Annotated in this window: 20 protein-coding genes and 1 tRNA gene; 5 read left to right on the top strand and 16 right to left on the bottom strand. The window is 67.9% G+C overall.

Annotation, left to right across the window (positions count from 1 at the left end; genetic code table 11):
• Positions 1 to 527 precede the first annotated feature (527 nt).
• Positions 528 to 917 carry a 50S ribosomal protein L7/L12 gene (gene rplL / locus CYJ26_RS05820; RefSeq protein WP_006548361.1) on the bottom strand — a complete coding sequence of 130 codons (390 nt, stop codon included), beginning with the start codon at positions 915 to 917 and terminating at the stop codon, positions 528 to 530.
• Positions 918 to 998: 81 nt separating this feature from the next.
• Positions 999 to 1,520, bottom strand: coding sequence for a 50S ribosomal protein L10 (gene rplJ, locus CYJ26_RS05825; RefSeq protein WP_006548360.1), 522 nt, complete (start codon positions 1,518 to 1,520; stop codon positions 999 to 1,001).
• 299 nt (positions 1,521 to 1,819) lie between these two features.
• Here rplJ and CYJ26_RS05830 point away from each other — a divergent pair, with 299 nt between their 5' ends.
• On the top strand, positions 1,820 to 2,605 hold the full coding sequence (locus CYJ26_RS05830) for a hypothetical protein (protein ID WP_006548359.1): 786 nt from the start codon (positions 1,820 to 1,822) through the stop codon (positions 2,603 to 2,605).
• Between the two features lie 98 nt (positions 2,606 to 2,703).
• Here the strand turns inward: CYJ26_RS05830 and rplA are convergent, their stop codons facing one another.
• From rplA to CYJ26_RS05855, 5 genes are all read right to left on the bottom strand, one after another.
• On the bottom strand, positions 2,704 to 3,390 hold the full coding sequence (rplA, locus tag CYJ26_RS05835) for a 50S ribosomal protein L1 (protein ID WP_006548358.1): 687 nt from the start codon (positions 3,388 to 3,390) through the stop codon (positions 2,704 to 2,706).
• Between the two features lie 75 nt (positions 3,391 to 3,465).
• Positions 3,466 to 3,897 carry a 50S ribosomal protein L11 gene (gene rplK, locus CYJ26_RS05840; protein WP_006548357.1) on the bottom strand — a complete coding sequence of 144 codons (432 nt, stop codon included), beginning with the start codon at positions 3,895 to 3,897 and terminating at the stop codon, positions 3,466 to 3,468.
• A gap of 224 nt (positions 3,898 to 4,121) precedes the next feature.
• Positions 4,122 to 4,913: a transcription termination/antitermination protein NusG gene (gene nusG, locus CYJ26_RS05845; RefSeq protein WP_006548356.1), complete on the bottom strand. Its 792-nt coding sequence runs from the start codon at positions 4,911 to 4,913 to the stop codon at positions 4,122 to 4,124.
• Positions 4,914 to 4,973: 60 nt separating this feature from the next.
• Positions 4,974 to 5,216 carry a preprotein translocase subunit SecE gene (gene secE, locus CYJ26_RS05850; RefSeq protein WP_006548355.1) on the bottom strand — a complete coding sequence of 81 codons (243 nt, stop codon included), beginning with the start codon at positions 5,214 to 5,216 and terminating at the stop codon, positions 4,974 to 4,976.
• A 94-nt stretch (positions 5,217 to 5,310) separates the two neighbouring features.
• Positions 5,311 to 5,383: transfer RNA gene (locus tag CYJ26_RS05855), tRNA-Trp, on the bottom strand.
• A gap of 189 nt (positions 5,384 to 5,572) precedes the next feature.
• Between CYJ26_RS05855 and CYJ26_RS05860 the strand changes: the two genes are divergently transcribed.
• On the top strand, positions 5,573 to 6,787 hold the full coding sequence (locus CYJ26_RS05860) for a pyridoxal phosphate-dependent aminotransferase (protein WP_006548354.1): 1,215 nt from the start codon (positions 5,573 to 5,575) through the stop codon (positions 6,785 to 6,787).
• 232 nt (positions 6,788 to 7,019) lie between these two features.
• On the opposite strand, the gene CYJ26_RS05865 is transcribed toward CYJ26_RS05860, so the two are convergent.
• Entirely contained in the window at positions 7,020 to 8,276 is a 1,257-nt protein-coding gene (locus CYJ26_RS05865) for a phosphotransferase (RefSeq protein ID WP_006548353.1), read from the bottom strand.
• A gap of 66 nt (positions 8,277 to 8,342) precedes the next feature.
• Here CYJ26_RS05865 and CYJ26_RS05870 point away from each other — a divergent pair, with 66 nt between their 5' ends.
• The gene (locus CYJ26_RS05870) at positions 8,343 to 9,365 is read left to right on the top strand and encodes an adenosine deaminase (protein ID WP_006548352.1); all 1,023 of its coding nucleotides are present in this window, start codon (positions 8,343 to 8,345) and stop codon (positions 9,363 to 9,365) included.
• Here CYJ26_RS05870 and CYJ26_RS05875 read toward each other — a convergent pair.
• The 4 genes from CYJ26_RS05875 to CYJ26_RS05890 all read right to left on the bottom strand — a co-directional run bounded on the left by CYJ26_RS05875 (position 9,362) and on the right by CYJ26_RS05890 (position 12,111).
• Entirely contained in the window at positions 9,362 to 10,243 is an 882-nt protein-coding gene (locus tag CYJ26_RS05875) for a DMT family transporter (RefSeq protein ID WP_040319512.1), read from the bottom strand. The genes CYJ26_RS05870 and CYJ26_RS05875 overlap by 4 nt on opposite strands.
• A gap of 17 nt (positions 10,244 to 10,260) precedes the next feature.
• Complete coding sequence (locus tag CYJ26_RS05880) at positions 10,261 to 11,538, bottom strand: UDP-N-acetylmuramate dehydrogenase (protein WP_048780317.1); 1,278 nt, start codon at positions 11,536 to 11,538, stop codon at positions 10,261 to 10,263.
• 89 nt (positions 11,539 to 11,627) lie between these two features.
• Positions 11,628 to 11,726 carry a 30S ribosomal protein bS22 gene (locus tag CYJ26_RS05885; RefSeq protein WP_005504750.1) on the bottom strand — a complete coding sequence of 33 codons (99 nt, stop codon included), beginning with the start codon at positions 11,724 to 11,726 and terminating at the stop codon, positions 11,628 to 11,630.
• A gap of 145 nt (positions 11,727 to 11,871) precedes the next feature.
• Positions 11,872 to 12,111: a helix-turn-helix domain-containing protein gene (locus tag CYJ26_RS05890; protein ID WP_024034580.1), complete on the bottom strand. Its 240-nt coding sequence runs from the start codon at positions 12,109 to 12,111 to the stop codon at positions 11,872 to 11,874.
• A gap of 230 nt (positions 12,112 to 12,341) precedes the next feature.
• On the opposite strand from CYJ26_RS05890, the gene CYJ26_RS05895 reads away from it, so the two are divergent.
• Positions 12,342 to 13,907 carry a TrkH family potassium uptake protein gene (locus CYJ26_RS05895; RefSeq protein WP_034235201.1) on the top strand — a complete coding sequence of 522 codons (1,566 nt, stop codon included), beginning with the start codon at positions 12,342 to 12,344 and terminating at the stop codon, positions 13,905 to 13,907.
• A 52-nt stretch (positions 13,908 to 13,959) separates the two neighbouring features.
• On the top strand, positions 13,960 to 14,628 hold the full coding sequence (locus tag CYJ26_RS05900; RefSeq protein WP_006548347.1) for a potassium channel family protein: 669 nt from the start codon (positions 13,960 to 13,962) through the stop codon (positions 14,626 to 14,628).
• A 133-nt stretch (positions 14,629 to 14,761) separates the two neighbouring features.
• Here CYJ26_RS05900 and lacZ read toward each other — a convergent pair whose 3' ends face one another.
• The 4 genes from lacZ to CYJ26_RS05920 all read right to left on the bottom strand — a co-directional run bounded on the left by lacZ (position 14,762) and on the right by CYJ26_RS05920 (position 21,001).
• Positions 14,762 to 17,827 carry a beta-galactosidase, LacZ type gene (gene lacZ / locus CYJ26_RS05905; RefSeq protein ID WP_101638122.1) on the bottom strand — a complete coding sequence of 1,022 codons (3,066 nt, stop codon included), beginning with the start codon at positions 17,825 to 17,827 and terminating at the stop codon, positions 14,762 to 14,764.
• Positions 17,827 to 18,639, bottom strand: a complete 813-nt coding sequence (locus CYJ26_RS05910) for a carbohydrate ABC transporter permease (RefSeq protein WP_006548345.1) — start codon at positions 18,637 to 18,639, stop codon at positions 17,827 to 17,829. Before CYJ26_RS05910 ends, lacZ begins: the two co-directional genes overlap by 1 nt.
• Positions 18,632 to 19,588: a carbohydrate ABC transporter permease gene (locus CYJ26_RS05915; RefSeq protein WP_101638123.1), complete on the bottom strand. Its 957-nt coding sequence runs from the start codon at positions 19,586 to 19,588 to the stop codon at positions 18,632 to 18,634. Before CYJ26_RS05915 ends, CYJ26_RS05910 begins: the two co-directional genes overlap by 8 nt.
• A 102-nt stretch (positions 19,589 to 19,690) precedes the next feature.
• Entirely contained in the window at positions 19,691 to 21,001 is a 1,311-nt protein-coding gene (locus CYJ26_RS05920) for an ABC transporter substrate-binding protein (protein WP_034235232.1), read from the bottom strand.
• Between the last annotated feature and the right edge of the window lie 218 nt (positions 21,002 to 21,219).

The raw sequence follows: 21,219 nt of genomic DNA on the forward strand, positions 1-21,219 counted from the left end.
CCCCCCCCCCCCGCACGCCGCCCCATCCCCGTCGCATCCCCACCGCCTCTCCGTCGCTTTAGGCCCTGAACAGTCGATCCCCATCCCCGCCACACCCGAACCGACTGTCCACGGCCTAAACCGACGTATCCAGGAAGCGCACCAAGACCAAACCAACGGTCCAGAACCTCAACTGACGCAGCCATCAAGCCCACCACCCCCACTGGAACGTGCATCCCCCGATACGTACGTGCACGCGCCATTGGTACGCGCCCTCGCGCCCCCTGAGAGGCACCCTCTCGCTCGGGAGCCTGGCTCTTGGGAGGTGCCACCATCGCCGTCGGGCTCGCGATGCCCCGCGAACCGGGGACCTTGTGCGCAGGTCCGGCGTCGGCATATCGCCTACAGCCCACCTGGCAACAGCGTCGTGTCCGCGCCGCAGACAGCAGCTGGCCCCGACCACCAATGGTGGTCGGGGCCAGCGTGAAGCGATACTCCCCTTGGCCGGGCTCACCTCATGGTGAGAACCGCGGCGGCCGGGGCGAGACTCACTTGAGGGTGACGGTGGCGCCGGCGCCCTCGAGGGCCTCCTTGGCCTTCTCGGCGGTCTCCTTGTTGGCGCCCTCGAGGACGGGCTTGGGAGCGCCGTCGACGAGCTCCTTGGCCTCCTTCAGGCCGAGGGAGGTCAGGGCGCGCACCTCCTTGATGACCTGGATCTTCTTGTCGCCAGCGGCCTCGAGGATGACGTCGAACTCGTCCTTCTCCTCGGCAGCAGCGGCCTCGCCGCCAGCAGCGGGGGCGCCAGCAACGGCAACGGCGGCCGGAGCAGCAGCGGTGACGTCGAAGGTCTCCTCGAAGGCCTTGACGAACTCGGACAGCTCGATGAGGGTGAGCTCCTTGAAGGCCTCGATGAGCTCGTCGGTGGTCAGCTTCGCCATGATGGGCGTTCCTTCCTGGAAAAAGGGTCCTGCACTGTCTTCAGCACAGGGATGAAAGTGGTGTTGAACGGCGCACGCGGCTCAGGCCGCGGTCTCCTGCTTCTCGCGCAGGGCGTCGACAGTGCGGACCGCCTTGGAGGCGGGCGCGACGAAGAGGTACGCAGCCTTGGACAGGGACGCCTTCATGGCACCCGCAGCCTTGGCGAGCAGAACCTCGCGGGACTCGAGCGAAGCCAGCTTGTCAACCTCGGAGGCGTCCAGGACGTTGCCGTCCATGACACCACCCTTGACGACGAGCTTGGCATTGTCCTTGGCGAAGTCACGCAGCGCCTTGGCAGCCTCAACCGGCTCGCCGGAGACGAAGGTCAGAGCCGTGGGGCCCTTGAGGTCGTCAGCGAAGGCCTCCAGGCCGACCTGACGGGCGGCGATGGCAGCAAGCGTGTTCTTCACCACGGCATACTCGGCGTTACCAGCGAGCGAACGACGCAGCTCCTTGAGCTCGGCGACGGTCAGCCCGCGGTACTCAGTCAGCAGCACCGCGCCGGAGTCGCGGAACTTACCCGCGAGCTCGGCAACAGCCGCTTCCTTGTCAGGCCTTGCCATGGGCCCTCCTTCCGTGGTCTGCCACAGGCGCCCAGGCTCTGGCACGAAAAAAGCCTCGCGCCGGCAAGGCACGAGGCTCACGCTCCACAACCGTGGAGGAGTCACGTTCTCACCTGCGCTGGCTCCATCGCTCCGGGGAGCTGGTGGACTTGGTCCCGCCAAGGCGGGAGACCTGCGGTCTTTGGCAGGTGCCAGACTACCGGCCCACCTCCCCCACTACGCAAGGCCGCACACTGTGGAAACCTGGTGCGATCGGTCACGCTGTGGACCATGGCGGTGGCGCCTGTCACCATCGGCAGGTGGACACGCTTCTTCCCGCCATCCTTAGCCTGACCGTCAGCCTCGCACTGACCACCGCGGTAGCCTGGCCCGCCTCGCGCACCGTGGTCCGCTATACCGCGAGGCTGCGCCCGGAGCTCGGGACCTCGCCTACCCGTCTTCGCGCCCGGGTGACCGCCTGCTGCCTCCTCGTCCACGCCGCGGTCCTGGCCGCACTCGTACTGCGTCAGGCGCTTGACGACGGCACCCCTGGCGTGGGTGCCCGAACGGGCCTCGCCCTCGCGGCCAGCCCGGTGGCCGTTCTGGTCACGCTCGCCTGTGCCTGCGACGTCCTGTGTCTGCGCTTGCCCAACCTCCTCCTGGGCCTGGCCGCGGTCCCACTGGTGCTCTGCCACCTGCTGCGCGCATGGGTCATGGCCGCCGAGGTCTCCGATCCGTGCCTGTGGGCCGCGGACAGACAGGAGTGCCAAGCCGTGGAAGCGGTTCACCCTGCCGACGCGCCCGGCTACTGGCCGATCCTCGCGCCACTGCTGGTATCGGCCGCACTCACGATCGCCCTGGCCGTCGTGAGCCGCCTCAGCCACCAGATCGGTCCGGGTGACGTCAAGCTCCTCGCTCTCCTGACCTTTGCTCTGGCCCCGTTCACCGCTGCCGGCCAGGTCTACGCCTTGTACCTGGGGCTCGGGGCGGCAGGTATCGCCGCGGGATTCCGCATCGCCCTGGGTCGCGCGGACCGACGCACCCCCATCCCACTGGGCCCCTTCCTCCTGGGCGGCTACGCCGTCGCCTGGTGCCTGGCGCTCTAGAGCGAGCAGGACGACGGCGCCGCTCGCCTTCGAAGCGGAAGGTGAGCGGCGCCGTCGTCTCCAGGAGGCCTATGCCGGGGCGAGGCCTCCCGTCATGATCACTTGGTGACGTCGAGCGGGATGCCCGGGCCCATGGTCGTGGTCATCGTGGCCTTGAGGATGTAGCGGCCCTTGGAGGTGGCGGGCTTCAGACGCAGGATCTCGTCCAGAGCGGCGCGGAAGTTGTCCACCAGCTGCTCCTCGGTGAAGGAGGACTTGCCGATGATGAAGTTGAGGTTCGCGGCGCGGTCGACGCGGAACTCAATACGACCGCCCTTGATGTCGGACACGGCCTTGGCCACGTCCATCGTCACGGTGCCGGTCTTGGGGTTGGGCATGAGGCCACGGGGACCGAGGACACGGCCCAGGCGGCCGACCTTGCCCATGAGGTCGGGGGTAGCGACGGCGGCGTCGAAGTCCGTCCAGCCGCCAGCGACCTTCTCGATGAGCTCGTCGCCGCCGACCTCGTCAGCCCCGGCGTCAAGAGCCTGCTGGGCGCGGTCGCCCTGAGCGAAGACGATCACTCGGGCGGTCTTGCCGGTACCGTGCGGCAGGGACACGGTGCCTCGCACCATCTGGTCGGCCTTGCGGGGGTCAACACCGAGGCGGAAGACGACGTCCACGGTGGAGTCGAACTTCGTCACGGCGGTCGCCTTGGCGAGCTTCACGGCCTCGGCCGGGGTGTAGAGGATCCCGGACTGGATCTTCTCAGCGGCGGTGCGGTAGGCCTTGGAGCGCTTAGTCATCTGCTTCTCCTTGCAGTCGTGGTGAACGGGCCGCGCGAGGCCCTTCCACGGTGGTCAGTGGGGGTGTGGTGACGCTCAGGCGTCGACCGTGATGCCCATGGAACGGGCGGTGCCGGCGATGATCTTGGAGGCAGCCTCGACGTCGTTGGCGTTGAGGTCCGCCATCTTCATCTCGGCGATCTCCTTGACCTGGGCGGCGGTGAGGTTGCCGACCTTGGCGGTGTGGGGGGTCGAGGAGCCCTTGGCCACACCAGCGGCCTTCTTGATGAGCTCAGCGGCCGGCGGGGTCTTGGTCACGAAGGTGAAGGAGCGGTCCTCGTAGACCGTGATCTCCACCGGGATGACGTTGCCGCGCTGCGACTCGGTAGCCGCGTTGTAGGCCTTGCAGAACTCCATGATGTTGACGCCGTGCTGACCGAGTGCGGGGCCGATCGGCGGGGCGGGGTTGGCCTGGCCGGCCTGGATCTGGAGCTTGATCAGCCCAGCGACCTTCTTCTTGGGAGCCATGTGTTGGGTCCTTCTTGTCCGGAACGTCGCACGCCTGCCGTGCGACGGCGCGAGGCCCGCACCGCGGGCACACGCACGAACGCCCATGCTAGACCCGCAAGAGCCGCTGTAGCGAGCTCGGTGCCTGGAATCACAGGCATATCCGTGTGAGGCTCACAACGACGCGGGTCCGCCACCGCCCCGAAGGACGAGTGACGGACCCGCGTAAGGTACGGCGTCGCCGCTCAGATCTTGGCGACCTGTGTGAAGGAGAGCTCGGCCGGGGTGTCGCGGCCGAACAGGGAGATGAGAACCTGCAGCTTCTGCGTCTCGGGGTGGATCTCCGAGATCGTGGCAGGCAGGGACTCGAAAGGGCCGTCGGTGACGATGACGGACTCGCCGACCTCGAAGGCGACCTCGTAGACCTGGCCGCCCTCGACGACCTGGGTGCGCCCGCCCTCCTCGGGAGCGGCGTTGGCGGCGGCAGCCTGCTTGGCAGCCACCTCCTCCGGCGTGGGGCCGAGCTGGGAGACCGCCTCGTCAAAGGTCAGCGGCACCGGGTTGTAGCGGTCGCCCACGAAGCCGGTGACGGCCGGGGTGTCCTTGATCGTGCGCCACACGCGGTCCGAGGTCTCCGGGTCGTCCAGATCCATGCGCACGAACACGTAGCCGGGGATACGCACGCGGGAGACTTCCTTCTTCTTCCCCGCGCTCTTGACCTCGATCACCGTCTCCATGGGAACGACGGCGTCGAAGACGTAGTCCTCCAGCTCAAAGTTCTCCGCGCGCGCCATGATGTCCGCAGCCACGCGGCGCTCGTAGCCGGAGTAGGTGTGCAGGACGTACCACTCGCCAGGCAGCGAGGACATCTGCTTGCGGAACTCCTCGATCGGGTCCACCTCGGCGACCGGCGCGGGCGCCTCCTCGACAGCCTGGGAGTCCTCGACCACCTCGGCCGACTCCTCCAGGACAGCATCCTGGCTCGTGGGGTCGACAGAGTCTGCCGTGGTCTCCTCGGGGAGAATCTCCTCGGACACGATTACCTGCTTTCCTGTGCGTTCTAGGGCGTGCTGTCGCGTTCAGTCGTCAACGAGCGATCAGGCGAAGACCCACATGACGATACGGTCGAAGATGAAGTCAAGGATGCCGGTGTAGGCCATGATCGCCACGATGAAGACCACCACCACCAGGAAGTAGGTCCACAGCTCCTTGCGCGTCGGCCACACGACCTTGCGAAGCTCATCGATGACCTGGCGGAAGAAGAGGGCGAGGCGTCCGAAGGGGCCGCCCTTGATCTTCTTCGGCTGTGCACCCTTGGCGACAGTCGTGCCTTCACTCATGCTCAGGATCCTCGGGTTTCGTCGGTTCGTTCAGCGCCCAGACGGGCGAGAGGGCGGAACCGACGGGATCTCCCGACAGATCCGGCGTTCTCAGCAGGGCAGGCGGGACTCGAACCCACAACCGCCGGTTTTGGAGACCGGTGCGCTACCAATTGCGCCACTGCCCTTCAGCGGGAACTGATCATGCCACACAGTACACACCTGAGGAAATCGAGGGCGGGTGGGCTACGACACGTCTGCTCTGCGAGACCCCCTAGACGTGCCTGCCAGGACGACGACGCCGCCGCGCGATCCCGCCTCCCTCTCACCATCCGATCGGCTCTCCTGACAGGCCGCGCCTGTGGGACCATGGCCTCGTGAGTACTGCACCTCGGGCCCGTGTCTCGGCCCGCCTCGCCGCCATCGCCCCCTCCGCCACCCTCGCCGTCGACGCCAAGGCCAAGGCCCTCAAGGCTGCCGGCCGACCGGTGATCGGCTTCGGAGCCGGGGAGCCGGACTTCCCGACCCCTGACTACATCGTCGAGGCGGCAGTCGCCGCCGCCAAGGACCCGGTCAACCACAAGTACTCCCCCGCCAAGGGCCTGCCGGCCCTGCGCGAGGCCATCGCGGCCAAGACGCTGCGCGACTCCGGCTATGAGGTCAGCCCCGACGACATCATCGTCACCAATGGTGGCAAGCAGGCCGTCTATGAGGCCTTCGCAGCCCTGGTGGACCCGGGCGACGAGGTCATCCTCCCCGCCCCCTACTGGGTCACCTACCCCGAGTGCGTGCGCCTGGCCGGAGGCATCCCGGTGGAGGTCTTCGCCGGTGCCGAGCAGGGTTACAAGGTCACCGTCGAGCAGCTGGAGGCGGTACGCACTCCTCGCACCAAGGTCTTGCTGGTGTGCTCGCCCTCCAACCCCACCGGCGCGGTCTACACCCCCGACGAGCTCACCGCGATCGGTCAGTGGGCCCTGGAGCACGGGATCTGGGTCATCACCGACGAGATCTACGAGCACCTGCTCTACGACGGCGCGCAGGCGGCGCACATCGTCCAGCTGGTGCCTGAGCTGGCCGAGCAGACGGTCGTCCTCAACGGAGTGGCCAAGACCTACGCCATGACGGGCTGGCGGGTGGGCTGGCTGATCGGCCCGAGCGACGTCGTCAAGGCCGCCACCAACCTGCAGTCCCACCTGTCCTCCAATGTCGCCAACGTCTCCCAGCGCGCCGCCCTGGCCGCCGTCGCCGGGGACCTGACCGCGGTGGAGCGGATGCGCGAGGCCTTCGACCGGCGTCGGCGTCTCATGGTTGAGCTGCTCAGCGGCATCGAGGGCCTGACGGTGCCCACCCCCCAGGGAGCCTTCTACGCCTACCCGAGCATCGAGGGCCTGATCGGCAAGACCCTGCGCGGCACGGTCATCGACTCCTCGATCACGCTGGCCAGCACCATCCTGGACGAGGCTGACGTGGCGCTGGTACCGGGCGAGGCCTTCGGCCGCTCCGGCTTCCTGCGCCTGTCCTATGCCACGAGCGACGACGCCATCCGCGAGGGCATCGGCCGCGTGGCCTCCCTCCTGGCCGAGGTGAAGTAGCTCTCGCTGCTCAGCCGCAGCACATGAGACAGGTGGGGCCCGTTGTCGCGCGATGACGGGCCCCACCCATGTCCCTACCGACCACCCATGCCCCGACGGACCACCAGATTCACGCGAATCCAGTGGTCGGCGGAGGATCTGGCGGTCGGTCGAGGTTTACGTGGTCGGTCAGGGCGAAAGTGGTCGGTCGCGGCAGCAGATCACGCCATCAGCGAGCGAGCAAGACGGGCCCCTAGTGCGCGCCTCGCCTCGCCTGGATCTCACGGGCCTGCGCCAGCCAGATCTCGGCCCGAGCGAGCCTGCCCTCGGCGTCAGGGCGCCAGGGACCACCGTCTTCACGGCGTGCGCCAGCCACCAGCGAGAGCACCACGCCAGCGCATCGCGCACGCAGCGCCACCGGGTCGCACTGGGCCTCAGCCAGGCTCGTCCAGGTCTCCAGGACCGGACGCAGCCGCGGGTAGGAGGCCGGCGCCAGGTGGTCAAGCACGCTGACGTGCCCGAGCAGGCACGCCAGGTCATCGACCCGTCGGCCCGGTCCGAGGGAGTCCACGTCCAGCAGACTGGCCACGGCCTCGCCCTCCATGAGGACATTGGCCTCGTAGAAGTCACCGTGGACCGGGACCACAGGACCGGGGTTGGACGAGGCCATGAGCTGCTCCACGCCGTCGGCCACCGCCCGGGCGCGTGCAGCATGCTCAGGCAGCACCGTGGCTGCGGCGTGGGCGTAGTGACGCACCCGGTCCGACCAGGCTGGCCGGGCCTCCAGGGCCAGGGCCTGGCGCGGCAGGGCATCCAGCAGCCCGGTGAGCGAGGCAAAGACCCTCGCCGAGGTCTGCGGATCCATCCCGCGAGAGAGAAGCACGGACAAAGCCATGCCGTGCCCGGTCGCCAACAGCACCAGGCCGTCTGGGTCAGCCCGCAGGACCTGCGGCACCGGGACCCCAGAGGCGCGCAGCATCCGCTGGCGCTCGGCGAAGGCCGCCGCCTGGCCGGGGCGGAAGATCTTGGCGTAGGCCGTTGTGCCGTCACTGAAGGTCACTCGGACCACCGCCCGGCGAGTGGGCCGGTAGGCCACGATCGAGGTCTGGACCGGGGTGCCCAGCCGCTGGCCGAGCAGCGCGGGCGTGCAGGCCACCGGCAGCGCGGGCAGCTCAGGGTCGGCGGGGTGGCGCCACACGCGGATCGGCGCAGGCGAACGGCGCAGCAGGCCCGCCGGCGCCACGGTCATGAGACCTGGCGCCTGGGGGAAGGACAGCCTCGCCGTCGTCGCGCACAGGTACTGGGTGGTGCGGACCCCGCCCGGGCTAAGCACCACGGCCGTGTAGCCGACCGAGACTCCCGCTCCCGGGCGGTGGTGGACGGAGTGGACCTCCCAGCTCACCAGCTGCTGACCCGCGGGGGCCAGCGCCGCAGCGAGTACCGAGGCCGCCTGAGGGCCTGTCAGGAGCGCGACATCCTCTGGCTCGAAACCGGCCGGTGCGTTGCTCATGGTCCCAGTCTGCCCTACACCAGGCCCACCGGGGCGTGACCTGTCCGCTCGTGCAAGAATCCCGCTATGCGCGACCTGTCCACCCTGCCCAAGGCGCACCTGCACCTGCACTTCACAGGATCGATGCGCCTGGAGACCCTGGTGGACCTGGCTCAGAGCTCACGCACGCGCCTTCCCTCCTCCTTTATCGACGGCGATCCGCTGCGCGTGCCGGCCGACCACCGTGGCTGGTTCCGTTTCCAGCGGGCCTATGACACGGCCCGCCACCTGGTGACCAGTGAGGAGACGATGCGACGCATCGTCGTCGAGGCCGCGCTCGACGACGCCGCCGAAGGCTCGCGCCGTCTGGAGATCCAGGTGGATCCCACTTCCTACGCCCCCTTCGTCGGCGGCATCACCCCGGCCCTGGAGATCATCCTGGACGCCGCACGCCAGGCCACGATCCTGTCCGGCGTCGAGGTCGCCGTCATCGTGGCAGCCTCACGGATCCGCCATCCCCTGGACGCGCGGACCCTGGCCCGCCTGGCCGTCCGCTACGCCGGGCAGGAGCCGGGCACCGTCGTCGGCTTCGGTCTGTCCAATGACGAGAGGGCCGGGCGGACAGCGTCCTGGGGCCCGGCCTTCCGCATCGCACAGCGGGCGGGCCTGGCCTCTCTGCCCCACGGTGGCGAGCTGCTGGGGCCCTCCCACGTGCGCGACGTCGTCAGTGCCCTAGGCCCCACCCGCCTGGGTCACGGTGTGCGCACCGCGGAGGACCCGGCGCTGCTGGACGAGATCGTCCGGCGCGGGATCAGCCTGGAGGTCTGCCCCGCCTCGAACGTGAGCCTCGGGGTCTACCACGAGGCGGCGGACGTACCACTGCCGACGCTTCTGGCCCACGGCGCCCAGGTCGCGCTGGGGGCGGACGACCCTCTGCTCTTCCACTCACGCCTGACCGACCAGTACGAGATCGCCCGGAGCCTCGGCCTGGGCGACGCCGCGCTGGCTGAGCTGGCCCGGGGGTCGATCCGCGCCTCGCTGGCCTCGCCGGGCTCCAAGGCGCGGTGGCTGGCCGAGGTGGACGACTGGCTGGCGTCGGACCAGGGCTAGGCGAGCGCGCGGCGCAGACGCCGCCGGGCGAGGATGGGGCCGAGCTCGGCCACCACCGAGCCGGCGAAGATGAGGCCGCCTCCCACGATGATCCTCCAGGTCAGCAGCTCTCCGCCGAAGGCCACCGCGAACAGCGCGGAGAAGACCGGTTCCATCGCCATGATGACGGCGGCCCTCGCCGCGTCCATCCGGGCCTGCGCCCAGCACTGTCCCACCAGCGCGATCAGGCCGACGGCGAGCGCCAGGTAGAGCACCCGCGCCCAGTCCGCCGGGCTCGCCGGCATCGCGATGCCCCCGGGTAGCGCCACCAGGACGTGGACCACCCCCAGGGTGATCATCTGGATCGCTGCCAGGACGAGCGGGTCACGCCCCGCGCTCCAGCGGCCCAGCAGGGCCACGTGGAAGGAGTAGCCGACGGCGCCCAGGACGAGGATCGCTTCTCCCAAGCCAACGCTCAGGCCGCTGAGCCCCAGGACGGCGGCGCCGCTCAGCGCCAGGGCTACGGCCAAGGCCGTGGCGCGCGCCGGCCGCGCCTTCCACAGCAGCCAGGCCACCAACGGGGTACCAACGACGTACAGGGCGGTCAGAAAGCCGGAGACTGACGCCGCCGCCAGGGTCAGGCCGTAGGTCTGGGCGATCTGCGCGCCCGAGTAGACCAGGCCCAGGACCACGCCACAGGCCCAGGTGCGCCGGTCGGTGCGCGCCAGGCGAGGGGCGAAGACGAGGGCTGCGGCGGCGCCCGCCACGGCAAAGCGCAGGGCAAGGAAGTCCAGGGGAGCCAGCGAGGTGAGCAGCCCCTTGGTCATGAAGAAGCTGGAGCCCCACATCATGGCGACGACGATGAGGACCCCACCGGCCACCGCAGAGCGATCTGCCACGAGCGAGCGCCTCCCCGTCACCAGCCCACGTGCACCGGCTCGGGCACCAGCGTGATGCCGTAGGCCTGCTGGACCCCGGCGACCACGGCGTCGCGCAGCGCGGCGATGTCACTGGCTCGGGCCTTGCCACGGTTGGTCAGCGCGAGCACGTGCTTGGTGGACAGGCTGGCCGGAGCCTGGCCAGCGTCGCCGGAGGCGAGGGAGAAGCCCTTGGGGAAGCCGGCGTGCTCAATGAGCCAGGCGGCGCTGGTCTTGACCAGGCCGTCAACCACGGGAGCGGCAACCGTACCCGGCACCACCTTGGTGTGGTCAGTGACCGGGTACCGCGGGGCCTCCGGCGGCAGGCGCTCGGCCTGCTGCGCGGTGAGGACCGGATTGGTGAAGAAGGAGCCGGCGGACCAGGTGTCGTGGTCATCGGGGTCCAGGACCATACCCTTGGAGCGGCGCAGCTCCAGCACCGCCTCGCGCACGGCGCGGGAGTCGACTCGCTCGCCCAGGCTCACTCCCAGGGCCTGAGCCAGCTGGCTGTAGGCGATCGGGGCGGACAGGGAGGCCTGACGCACCGAGAAGGTGGCCGAGAGCACGACCCACCGGCCCGTCGGCCCCCAGGTCCATCCTTCTCCGACCTGCGGATCAGTCAGCGAGCGCTTGAGGGCGGAGTCTCGGTAGGACAGCTGCAGGCGTGACAGCGGCAGCTGAACAGCCTGGCCGGCAGAGCGGTCCCAGACCCGCACACTGGCCAGGAGCTCGGCGACCTCTGTGCCGTAGGCGCCGATGTTCTGCACCGGCGCCGCACCCACGGTCCCGGGGATGCCGGACAGCGTCTCGAAGCCGCCCCACTCGCAGGCCACGGCCTGGCGCACCAGGTCGTCCCAGGTGGTGCCGGCCGTGGCGCTGATCTCGACGCCGCCGCAGCGGTCGTCGGCCAGGAGGGAGACCTCCTGGCGCGCGTCACGCAGCACCAGGCCGTCAAAACCGGCATCCGCGGCCAGGATGTTGGATCCGCCGCCCACCACCAGAAGCGGACGCCCGGCTTCATCGGCCTGGCGCACGGCGTCGATGAGCTCGGACTCGGAGGTGGCCTCGACGTACTCACCCACCGGGCCGCCCACTGCCATGGTGGTCAGCTCAGCCAGGGTCGTGGGAGCCGGCGCCGAGCCGGGCACGTGGGCCAGCGCCGGGACGCCGGCGGGCCACTGGTCCGGCGAGGCGTCAACGGAGATGGGCATCATGCACTGCTCCGTGGCGTTGATGGAGTCTCCAATGAGGTTGCCGGATACGGAGTGCTGACTCATGAGGTGCTCCTGGCTGCTAGGCGCGGTGGTAGCAGGTGAGGCCTGCCGGGAACAAGTGTGCCCGGAGCACGGGCTCCGGGCACATCTCGTCACTTCTTGTTGCGGCGCTGGTGACGCGTCTTACGCAGCAGCTTGCGGTGCTTCTTCTTGGACATGCGCTTGCGGCGCTTCTTGATGACAGATCCCATGGGGACTCCTTGTGGTCGTGGGTGCCGGTCCGCTCGCAGCCGACGGCGTTGCGCCAGCGCACCGACGCAAGGCCGGGCGAGCAGGGTGGTCGGGTCGGGGCGAGCCCACCCGATCACACAGGTGACCGGCTGATTCTAGCGGTTTTCAGGAGCCCGTCGACGCCGAGCCCTCGTGGCCCCAGTCACCTAGGCTCGCAGCCAGGTACTCCTCGACCGCGCGCTCAGGCACGCGGAAGGAGCGACCCACCTGCATGGCAGGCAGGTCACCGGAATGAACCATGCGGTAGACCGTCATCTTGGACACGCGCAGCATCGCTGCGACCTCGGCCACGGTCAGGAACGAGGGGGCGCCAGATGCGCCGGAGGGAGAAGTACCCGGTGCCATGGATGCAAGGTCCCGTCTGCTGGAATCGTTGTGGGGATAGGTACTCGACGCCGCAGGCGCGCAACCCGAAGCGTCAGTGAGGTCACTATATCGTGCGCCCCACCCGCCGCACACGTTGTCAGCGCCCCTGGCGTCACAGGCGTCGCATTTCACACAACCTGCCCCATCAGCCGCTTGCGCCACGCGCGTCATTCCTCTCCCTCCAGCGCCGCATCGGTAAACAGGCCACAATGGCGGCTGTGTCATATCAGAGCTCACCGTCCCGCGCACCCCGCGGTGCCCGCCGTGCCGACGACGAGCCTCGCCTCGCCCGCGGGTGGCGCGCGCCGCTGCCCCTGGCCGGGTTACGGCGTCGGGATGACCGCCCTCGCCGGGTCAACCCTGAGCTGGTCTACCACCGCCACGTCGACGACGAGCAGGGCTGGCTGCGGCGACTGGTTGCACGGCTGCAAGTGCGGGCCCGGGTCGAGCGCGCCGCACGCTTCGCCCCGGCCAGACTGGCTGTGCTGGTCTTCGCCTCCATCATCGTGGCGGTCACCGCCCTGCTCAGCCTGCCGATGGCCACACCGGCCGGCAAACCCGCCGCCAGCTTCGTTGACGCGCTGTTCACCGCCACCTCCGCCGTGTGCGTGACGGGGCTGAGCACCGTGGACACGGCCACCGCCTGGTCAACCTTCGGTCAGGGAGTCATCATCCTGGGAGCCGCCGTCGGCGGCCTGGGCATCATGACCATGGCCTCACTGCTGTCCTTCGCCGTCTCGCGCCACGTGGGTCTGACCCAGCGCATGCTGGCCGCCACCGAGAACCAGTCCCGGCTGGGCGACGTCGCCTCCTTGCTTCGCGCCGTCATCTACACCGCGCTCGGCGTCGAGGCCGTCCTCGCCCTCATCCTGCTGCCGCGCTTCCTGACCCTGGGCCTGGATCCGTGGCACGCGCTGTGGTACGCGGTGTTCATGTCAGCCTCGATCTTTAACAACGCTGGCTTCGTCATCATGCCGGAGGGGCTGGCCCCCTACGCCTCGGACTGGTGGATGTGCCTGCCGATCATCATCGGCACCTTCGTCGGGGCGACCGGTTTCCCGGTCATCCTCGACGTCATGCGCCACCGCCGTCGCCCACGGCTGTGGACGCTGCACACCAAGCTCACCCTGACCACCTACCTCGCGCTGACGGTGCTCTCCTCGCTGACCATCGCCGCCTTCGAGTGGACCAACCCGCAGACCTACGGGCCTCTTTCCATGGGAGGCAAGCTGCTGACCGCGCTGCTCAACGGCGTCAACGCCCGTTCCTCCGGGCTGTCGACTATCCCGCCCGAGCACATGCACGAGGCCACCTGGTTCCTCCAGGATGCCCTGATGTTCATCGGTGGAGGATCGGCCTCCACGGCAGGCGGAATCAAGGTTTCCACCTTCGCCGTCCTGCTCCTGGCCGTGGCAGCCGAGGCGCGAGGGGACCAGGACATCGAGGCCTTCGGGCGCAGGATCACCCTGCCGACGGTGCGCCTGAGCGTGGCCGTGGCACTCATCGGTTCGGCAGTGGTCGGGATCTCCACTCTCCTGCTGCTCCAGCTCACCGACCTGTCCCTGGACCGCATCCTGTTCGAGGTCATCAGCGCCTTCGCCACGGTCGGCCTGTCCACCGGTATCACGCCGATCCTGCCCGAGAGCGGTAAGTACGTCATCATCGTGCTCATGTTCGTCGGGCGCGTGGGCACGATGACGGCCGCGAGCGCGCTGGCGATGCGGGAGCGGCGCCGGGTCATCCGCATGCCTGCTGAGCGTCCGCTCATCGGCTGAGCCGCCAGGCGACTATCCTCTAAGCAGCACCGTTCCCCTCCAAGGAGTACTGATGGCACCCTCCGTCGACCGTACCGACTCCACGCTGGTCATCGGCCTGGGGCGCTTCGGCTCGGCCGTTGCTGCCACGCTGGACAAGCTGGGCCGCGAGGTCCTCGCTGTGGAGTCCAACCCGGCGATTGTGCGCCAGTGGAGCGGACGCATCCCACTGGTGGAGGCCGACGCAACGGATATGGAGGCCCTGGAGCAGCTCGGGGCCACCGAGTTCGGCACCGCCGTGGTGGGGGTAGCCACGTCCCTGGAGGCCAGCGTGCTCATCGCAGGCAATCTCGTGGACCTGCAGACGCCGCAGATCTGGGCCAAGGCCATCTCACGGGCCCACGGACGCATCCTGCGGCGCATCGGCGCCCACCACGTGGTCTACCCCGAGTTCGACGCCGGCCAGCGCGCCGCCCACCTGGTGTCCGGACGGATGCTGGACTACATCGAGATGGAGAAGGGCGGCTTCACGATCGTCAAGATGCGTCCGCCCTCGGAGCTTCACGGCTTCACGATCGGTGAGTCCAAGGTCCGCTCGCGCTACGGCGTCACCGTCTTCGGACTCATGAGCCCGGGCGAGCCCTTCGAGTACGCCACCCCGGACACGCTGGTCTCAGCAGAGGACGTGCTGGTAGTCGGCGGCGACGCCACGCTCCTGGAGCGCTTCGCCAACCGGGCCTGAGGAAGGCGGCGCCTGGCGGCCCACACCCGCCGTTGCCGCCAGGTCATGGCCGTAGGAGACGAGGTGGTCGTCGTCGGTGCGTCAACAGCCGACGACGACCACCTCCTCTCCGTCAACAACGGCGACCAGACGCCTACATCACCCCGCGCATCGTGAAGCGGAACTCAAGCGGGCCGCTGGGCAGGCGGTACTCCGGGTGCGTCCGAGATCCCCATGAGTCGTCCCCACCCACGCCCCGGCGCATAAGCGCCGGACGCAGGACGGTGCGGCCCGTCGTCGGCAGCTCCCACGGGTGGCGGGCGTTGTCGATCTCGAAAGGCGTCCAGGGCAAGGCGGACAGCTCCATCGGCGAGCCAGGATCACAGCGCAGCTCCAGCCCGCGGCCACGCTCGTCCGTCACTCGCGCCCAGCGCACGCCGGTGTGAGAGCCAGACTCCTGTGGCGTGAGGTAGCCAGGCAGCTGTTCGCTGACCTTGGAGGTCCACACACCCAGGCGCGCTCCCCCACGGCGGTCGACGTAGCACTCGTCAGGCCCCTCGCCGTACCAGGTCAGGGTGCTCAGGGTCCCCGGCACCTGAAGGAGAGTCGACATCTCCGGCAGGTCCGGGACCTCGCCCACCGGGTCGAGGACCTGTGTGACCCCCACCGTGCCGTCCGCCTCGACCCGGTAGCGCATCGTGCAGGTAGACCCGGCAAGCCCCGCCAATTCGTAGACGAAGGTCACCTCGACGGCGTCATCCTGGCGGCTGACCGCAGGGATCACTCCCTGGCGCACCGGTCGTGAGAAGCGCGAGGCCAGCAGCCACGCCCCCTCCTCGAAGGGACCGGAGTAGCCACGCTCGTTGGCCGTCGGAGCGTGCCAGAAGCAGGGCGTGACCGGAGCGTTGAGGAGCTCATGGCCTCCGTCACGACTGCGTCCGAAGCGGTAGGACGTCAGCGCCCCGGTAATCCGGGAGAACAGGACGTCGAACCCGTCTGCGTGCACGCCGACGTTGTGTCCCCCCTCCACCAGGGTCAGCGCCCCGGACCGCGGCTGGTCGACGACGAGGGGGCCCCGCCCCCTCTCGGCAACGGCACCTGCCGAGCCGCCCGGCGCCACCTCGACCACCGCCTGGTCCCAGGCCACCTCGTGGCCCGCCAGTGCCCAGGCGGTGTCCTGGCGCAGGCGGAAGGAGACGGTGATGGTGTACTCACCGGCATCCTCGGGCACTGACAGCGGCAGCTCATACGTGGCGCTGTGGCCCGCACGTACCTGAGTGTCCAGGACGGCCTCGGCCAGCTCCCTTCCCTCGCGGGCCAGGCGCACCCGGCACTCGAAGGCCTGCGAGCCGGTGAACAGGTACCTGTTCGTCACCGTGACCAGATTGCCGTGGATCTCGGCTGACAGCCCCTGGTAGACGTGGGCCACCTCAGGGATCTTGGGTGAGGGCGTGTGGTCGGCGTAGAAGATGCCGTTGCCGCAGAAGTCGCCGTCGTGCGGCGCCTCCCCGCAGTCCCCGCCGTAGCCCCAGTAGGCCGTGCCATCGGGCGCAGTCAGCCGGATCGCCTGGTCGGCGAAGTCCCAGATGAACGCGCCCTGGAACAAGGGCTCGCGCTCAGCCAGGTCCATGTACTTGTCCACCGCGCCGAAGGAGTTGCCCATGGCGTGGGCGTACTCGCACAGGATCATGGGCTTGGAGCGGTTGGTGGCCAGGAACTGCTCCACCGTGGCGGCCGGGGTGTACATCTGGCTGACCACGTCAGTGGTCTCAGGACGCCGTGGGTCCCAGTGGACGCCCTCGTAGTGCACGGGCCGGGAGTCGAGCTGCCGGAAGAGGTCCGCCATCGCCGCGATGCCGTCGCCCCCGTAGGACTCATTGCCGCACGACCACATGAGGATGCTGGGGTGGTTCTTGTCGCGCTCGTACATCGAGCGGGCACGGTCAAGCACCGCCTCGAGCCACTGAGGCTGGTCCCCCGGGATCGAGTCCGCCAGCTCCAGCTGTCCCTGGAGGATCTGGTCCCACATCGAGTGGGTCTCCAGGTTGGTCTCGTCAATGACGTAGAAGCCGTAGCGGTCACACAGCTCGTACAGGAAGCTGTTGTTCGGGTAGTGACTGGTGCGGATGGCGTTGACGTTGGCGCGCTTGAGGGCAATGAGGTCAGCCTCGGTGCGCTCGCGGGTCATCACCCGCCCCTGCTCACCGAACTCGTGACGATTGACGCCACGGAAGACGATCCGCTGGCCGTTGATCGTGAAGACCCCGTTCTCCAGCACGAAGCGGCGCAGACCGACCTTCTGAGGGACCACCTCGCTCAGCCTGCCCTCGGCGTCCCAGACCCGCAGCGTGAGGTCGTAGAGCTGAGGATCCTCGGCACTCCACAACCGAGGCTGGTCCACCTCAATGGACAGGGTCCCTTCCTCGTCACTCTCCAGCTCACCGACCCCCTCAAGGTGGGCAGTGACCCGAGCGGATCCCTCGACGGCGGTGCGCACGCTCACGCGCGCCGTGGACAGGTCCGGGGCCACGCGCACTGAGGTCCGCAGGTCCGCCAGGTGCGCAGCCGGAAGCCTGCGTAGGTAGACCGAGCGGAACAGGCCCGAGAAGCGGTAGAAGTCCTGGTCCTCCAGCCACGAGCCCGAGCACCACTTGACCACGCGCAGCGCCAGGCGGTTGGCACCCACGCGCAGGTAGGGCGTGAGGTCGAACTCCGAGGGAGTGAAGGAGTCCTCGCTGTAGCCCACGTAGCTGCCGTTGAGCCAGACGGTGACGCAGGACTCCGCGCCCTCCAGCCGCAGCACCAGCCGCTCGCCGTCCTCCAACCCTCGTTCCAGGGTGAAGGAACGCACGTAGCTGGCAACGGGGTTGAAGTCCCTCGGAGCCGCTCCAGGCTCAAGGGCCTCGTGCCCGTCCCACGGGTACTGCGTGTTGGCGTACTGAGGGCGTTCGTATCCCAGCATCTGGATGTGGGCCGGGACCGGAGCGTCATCCCACATCGTGACGTCAACGTCGTCGCGTTCGAAGCCCTCGGGCGCAGTGGCCAGATTGGCGCTGTAGGCCAGCTTCCACACCCCGTCCAGGCAGGTCTCGAAGCTCGACTCGCCTCGCTCCACCTCTGCCTGGCTGGCGTACCAGCGGTGGTCCGAGTGCGCTGGAAGGCGCCGCTCAGCGAAGAAGGTCGGGTCAGACAGCTGCTCGTAGCCGACGACTCGGTTCATCACTTGACTGCCCCCATGATTCCGTTGGCGAAGGAGCGCTGAAGCGCCAGGAAGACGACGACGGCCGGCAGGGAGGCGATGAGGACCGCCAGCATGAGCACGCCGTAGTCGGTGACGTAGCCGGCCGCCAGGTTGGACACCAGCATGGGCATGGTCTGGTACTTGACGTTGACCAGGATGATCTTGGGCCACATGAAGTTGTTCCACGCGGCCATGAAGGTGACCACGGCCGCGGCGGCGTAGGTGGACTTCATGGTCGGCATGTAGATGCGGGCGAAGATCGCGATCTCGCTCAGGCCGTCAAGGCGCGCGGCCTCCAGGACCTCGTGCGGGAAGGATCGCGAGGCCTGGCGGAAGAGCAGGATGAGGAAGGGCGTGGACACCGTGGGCAGGATGACCGCCCACAGGGAGTTGACCAGCCCGACCTTTCCGAACAGCTGGAACAGGGGGATCATCGTTGCCGCGAAGGGGATCATCATCGCCAGCAGCAGGATCGCCATGACGACGTCCTTGCCCTTGGAGTGGTAGATCTCAAAGCCGTAGCCCGCGATGGAGCACACCAGGAGCGCGAGCACCGTGGTGAGCACGGCGATCGCCGCCGAGTAACCCAGCGCCGGGTAGACATTGCTCAGCTCCTGCATCTTGGCGAAGTTGTCGAACAGGTGGCTACCCGGCGTGAGCTTGGAGGACAGCACCTCGTTCGAGCTGTTGGTCGCTGAGACCACCATGAAATACAGCGGGAAGACGGAGGCCAGCGAGGCCACAACGAGAAAGACGTACTTGGGGACCTGACGCAGTGAGGACTTACGCATCACGCTTGTCACCAACCTTCATCTGGATGAGCGCGAGGACCGCGACGAGGATGAGAATGACGTAGGAGATCGCGGAGGCGTACCCGAAGTTCGGGCTCTTGAGGAAGGAGAGCTCGTACAGGTAGTGCGACATCGACATCGAGGTGTACGCCGGGCCTCCCTTGGTCAGGTTCCAGGACTCGTCGAAGAGCTGGAGCGTGCCGTTGGTGGACATGATCGCGGTCAGCAGGATCATGGGCTTGAGTTGGGGGACGATCACGTGCCAGAAGGCCTGCCAGGAGCTTGCGCCGTCGATCTTGGCCGCCTCGATGGTGGCCATGTCGATGTTCTGCAGGCCGGCGAGGTAGAAGACCATGTTGTAGCCGGTCCACCGCCACAGCAGTCCCAGGATGATGACCATGCGGGCGGTGCCGGCCTGCCCGAGCCAGTTGATCGGGTCGTCAATGATGTGCAGCCCCATGAGCATGTCATTCATGAAGCCGTCGTTGGCGAACAGCGTGCGGAAAACCAGCGAGTAGGACACCAGTGACACCGCGCAGGGCAGGAAGATCGCGGTACGCCACAGCCCTTTCCAGCGCAGCTTGGGGTCGTTGAGGATGACCGCCAGCACCAGGGCCAGCCCGAGCATGATCGGGACCTGGATGATGAGGTAGATGAAGGTGGTCTTCAGCGTCATGATGAAGGTCTCATCAGTGAGCAGACGCTGGTAGTTGCTCCACAGGGGCTCGGCGTAACTCAGACGCGCGCCGCGCCCGGTCTGCAGGGACAGGAGGAAGGCCTGGAGCATCGGCCAGAAGCTCATGATGGTGATGAGCGCCGCGGCCGGGATGATGAAGACCCAGCCTGTGAGGTTGCGACGGCGCTCAGAGCGCGTGGCGCGAACCTTGACCGGCTGGGGGTGCTTGTCTCGCCTGAGCCCGGTTGCCGGACTCGTGACTGCTGTCGTCATTGACAATCCGTTTCTTCTACGACGGTTGCGCTGGGCGCACGGAGGACGGGAACCGCCTCAGGGGCGGGGCGGAGTACCCACCCCGCCCCTGAAGCGCGCCACTCACCCCATGGCGAACTTGGTGGTCTCCTCAGCAGACTTCAGGGCCTCGGCGGGGTCAGCCCCGCCCACGATCTGGGTCACTGCCGCAGAGATCGCGTCACGGCCCTCGTAGTAGTAGACCCCGGTGTTGATCGAGGGAACCTTCTTGCCGAAGTCGACGACGTCGGCGTAGACGGTCTGGCCGCCGTAGAACTCCACCGGCTCGTTGTAGACGGCGGACTTACCGGCCGGAATCCAGTTCGCGATCGCGCCGGAGGAGGACAGGATCGTGTCGTAGAGCTCGGTGGAGCCGGCGAAGGTCGACTTCAGGAAGTCAGCGGCCAGGTCGTAGTTGGCGTTGGAGGAGATGATCCAGGACGAGCCACCGTTGGCGCTGTAGTTGGTCGCCCCGTCCACGCCGTCGATCGCGGGCAGGTTGGTCACGGCCCACTTGCCGGACTGCTCGGTGGCGGTCTGGATGGAGCCGGAGATCCACACGCCGTTGATCGTGCCCACCACCTGCTCGCTGGTGAAGGAGGCCACGTACTCGTCCCAGGAGTTGACCTCGATGACCAGGCCCTCGTCCACCAGCTGCTTGTAGATCTCGGTGGCCTTGAGCAGGACCTCGTTGTTGGCGATGTTGACCTCACCGGAGTCAGTGAAGATCGAGGACCCGGCAGACTGGATCATCTCCATGATGAAGTCGGAGGCACCGGCCGTGCTGGAGAGCATGGGCTTGCCAGCCTTGGCCTTGACCTCCTTACCGATCTCAATGAACTTCGACCAGGTGATGTCCGTCAGGTCGTCGATGGTGTACCCGGCCTGCTCGAGGAAGTCGGTGCGCCAGGCGCCGATCGAGGTGCCGGCGTCGAAGGGCAGGCCGTAGTGAACGTCCTCGTAGAGGGAGTAGTTGACCACGGACTCGGGGAACTCGCTGAAGTCAATGCCTGACTTCTCGTAGTCGGAGAAGATGTCGGGGTAGCCCTCGATGTTCTTCTGCGTGGCCATGTTCTGCATGAGGAAGATGTCAGGCAGCTGGTCGAAGTCCTGGGACTGCGCCAGCGTGGTCAGCTTCTGCTGGACGTCATCCCAGGCCATCTCGGTGATCTCGAGCTTAAAGTCCGGGTGGTCCTTCTGGTAGATCTTCTCCGCCTCCTGCATGGCGTAGATGTTGAAGGCCGGATCCCAGGCCCAAACCTTGAGCGTGCTGCCAGAGGAGCCGCTTCCTCCACCGGATCCGGAGTCGCCGCCGCCACAGGCGGCAAGAGTGGCGGCGCCGGCAACGGCGAGCGAACCAACGAGGACCGAACGACGGGTCAGAAGTCGAGACATGTCCATCTCCTCCTTGAGATGTGGGGTGGTGGCAGCCTCCTCACTCTTTTGCGGGAAGACTGTTTACGCTCACAATGTAACTCGTCACACAGCCACGAGCAACCTTCTACGATGAGTACCGGACGTTCTTCACCCGTCGGCAACAAGCCGAAGACAGCGCCACAAAGCGCTCCCCAACCCCGAATCTCCGCGAAAAGCGACATATCCTCACCAGGGAG

Source organism: Actinomyces urogenitalis, from assembly GCF_002861525.1.
In the GTDB taxonomy this organism is placed as follows: Bacteria; Actinomycetota; Actinomycetes; order Actinomycetales; family Actinomycetaceae; genus Actinomyces; species Actinomyces urogenitalis.

Excerpts from the sequence above, each read along its gene's own strand:
- rplA (WP_006548358.1), bottom strand. The coding sequence starts at position 3,390 with ATGACTAAGCGCTCCAAGGCCTACCGCACCGCCGCTGAGAAGATCCAG.
- CYJ26_RS05895 (WP_034235201.1), top strand. The coding sequence starts at position 12,342 with ATGGCGGCTGTGTCATATCAGAGCTCACCGTCCCGCGCACCCCGCGGT.
- CYJ26_RS05890 (WP_024034580.1), bottom strand. The coding sequence starts at position 12,111 with ATGGCACCGGGTACTTCTCCCTCCGGCGCATCTGGCGCCCCCTCGTTC.
- rplJ (WP_006548360.1), bottom strand. The coding sequence starts at position 1,520 with ATGGCAAGGCCTGACAAGGAAGCGGCTGTTGCCGAGCTCGCGGGTAAG.
- CYJ26_RS05915 (WP_101638123.1), bottom strand. The coding sequence starts at position 19,588 with ATGACGACAGCAGTCACGAGTCCGGCAACCGGGCTCAGGCGAGACAAG.
- CYJ26_RS05880 (WP_048780317.1), bottom strand. The coding sequence starts at position 11,538 with ATGAGTCAGCACTCCGTATCCGGCAACCTCATTGGAGACTCCATCAAC.
- CYJ26_RS05885 (WP_005504750.1), bottom strand. The coding sequence starts at position 11,726 with ATGGGATCTGTCATCAAGAAGCGCCGCAAGCGCATGTCCAAGAAGAAG.
- rplK (WP_006548357.1), bottom strand. The coding sequence starts at position 3,897 with ATGGCTCCCAAGAAGAAGGTCGCTGGGCTGATCAAGCTCCAGATCCAG.
- lacZ (WP_101638122.1), bottom strand. The coding sequence starts at position 17,827 with ATGAACCGAGTCGTCGGCTACGAGCAGCTGTCTGACCCGACCTTCTTC.
- CYJ26_RS05920 (WP_034235232.1), bottom strand. The coding sequence starts at position 21,001 with ATGTCTCGACTTCTGACCCGTCGTTCGGTCCTCGTTGGTTCGCTCGCC.
- CYJ26_RS05865 (WP_006548353.1), bottom strand. The coding sequence starts at position 8,276 with ATGAGCAACGCACCGGCCGGTTTCGAGCCAGAGGATGTCGCGCTCCTG.
- CYJ26_RS05870 (WP_006548352.1), top strand. The coding sequence starts at position 8,343 with ATGCGCGACCTGTCCACCCTGCCCAAGGCGCACCTGCACCTGCACTTC.
- CYJ26_RS05910 (WP_006548345.1), bottom strand. The coding sequence starts at position 18,639 with ATGCGTAAGTCCTCACTGCGTCAGGTCCCCAAGTACGTCTTTCTCGTT.
- rplL (WP_006548361.1), bottom strand. The coding sequence starts at position 917 with ATGGCGAAGCTGACCACCGACGAGCTCATCGAGGCCTTCAAGGAGCTC.
- secE (WP_006548355.1), bottom strand. The coding sequence starts at position 5,216 with ATGAGTGAAGGCACGACTGTCGCCAAGGGTGCACAGCCGAAGAAGATC.
- CYJ26_RS05900 (WP_006548347.1), top strand. The coding sequence starts at position 13,960 with ATGGCACCCTCCGTCGACCGTACCGACTCCACGCTGGTCATCGGCCTG.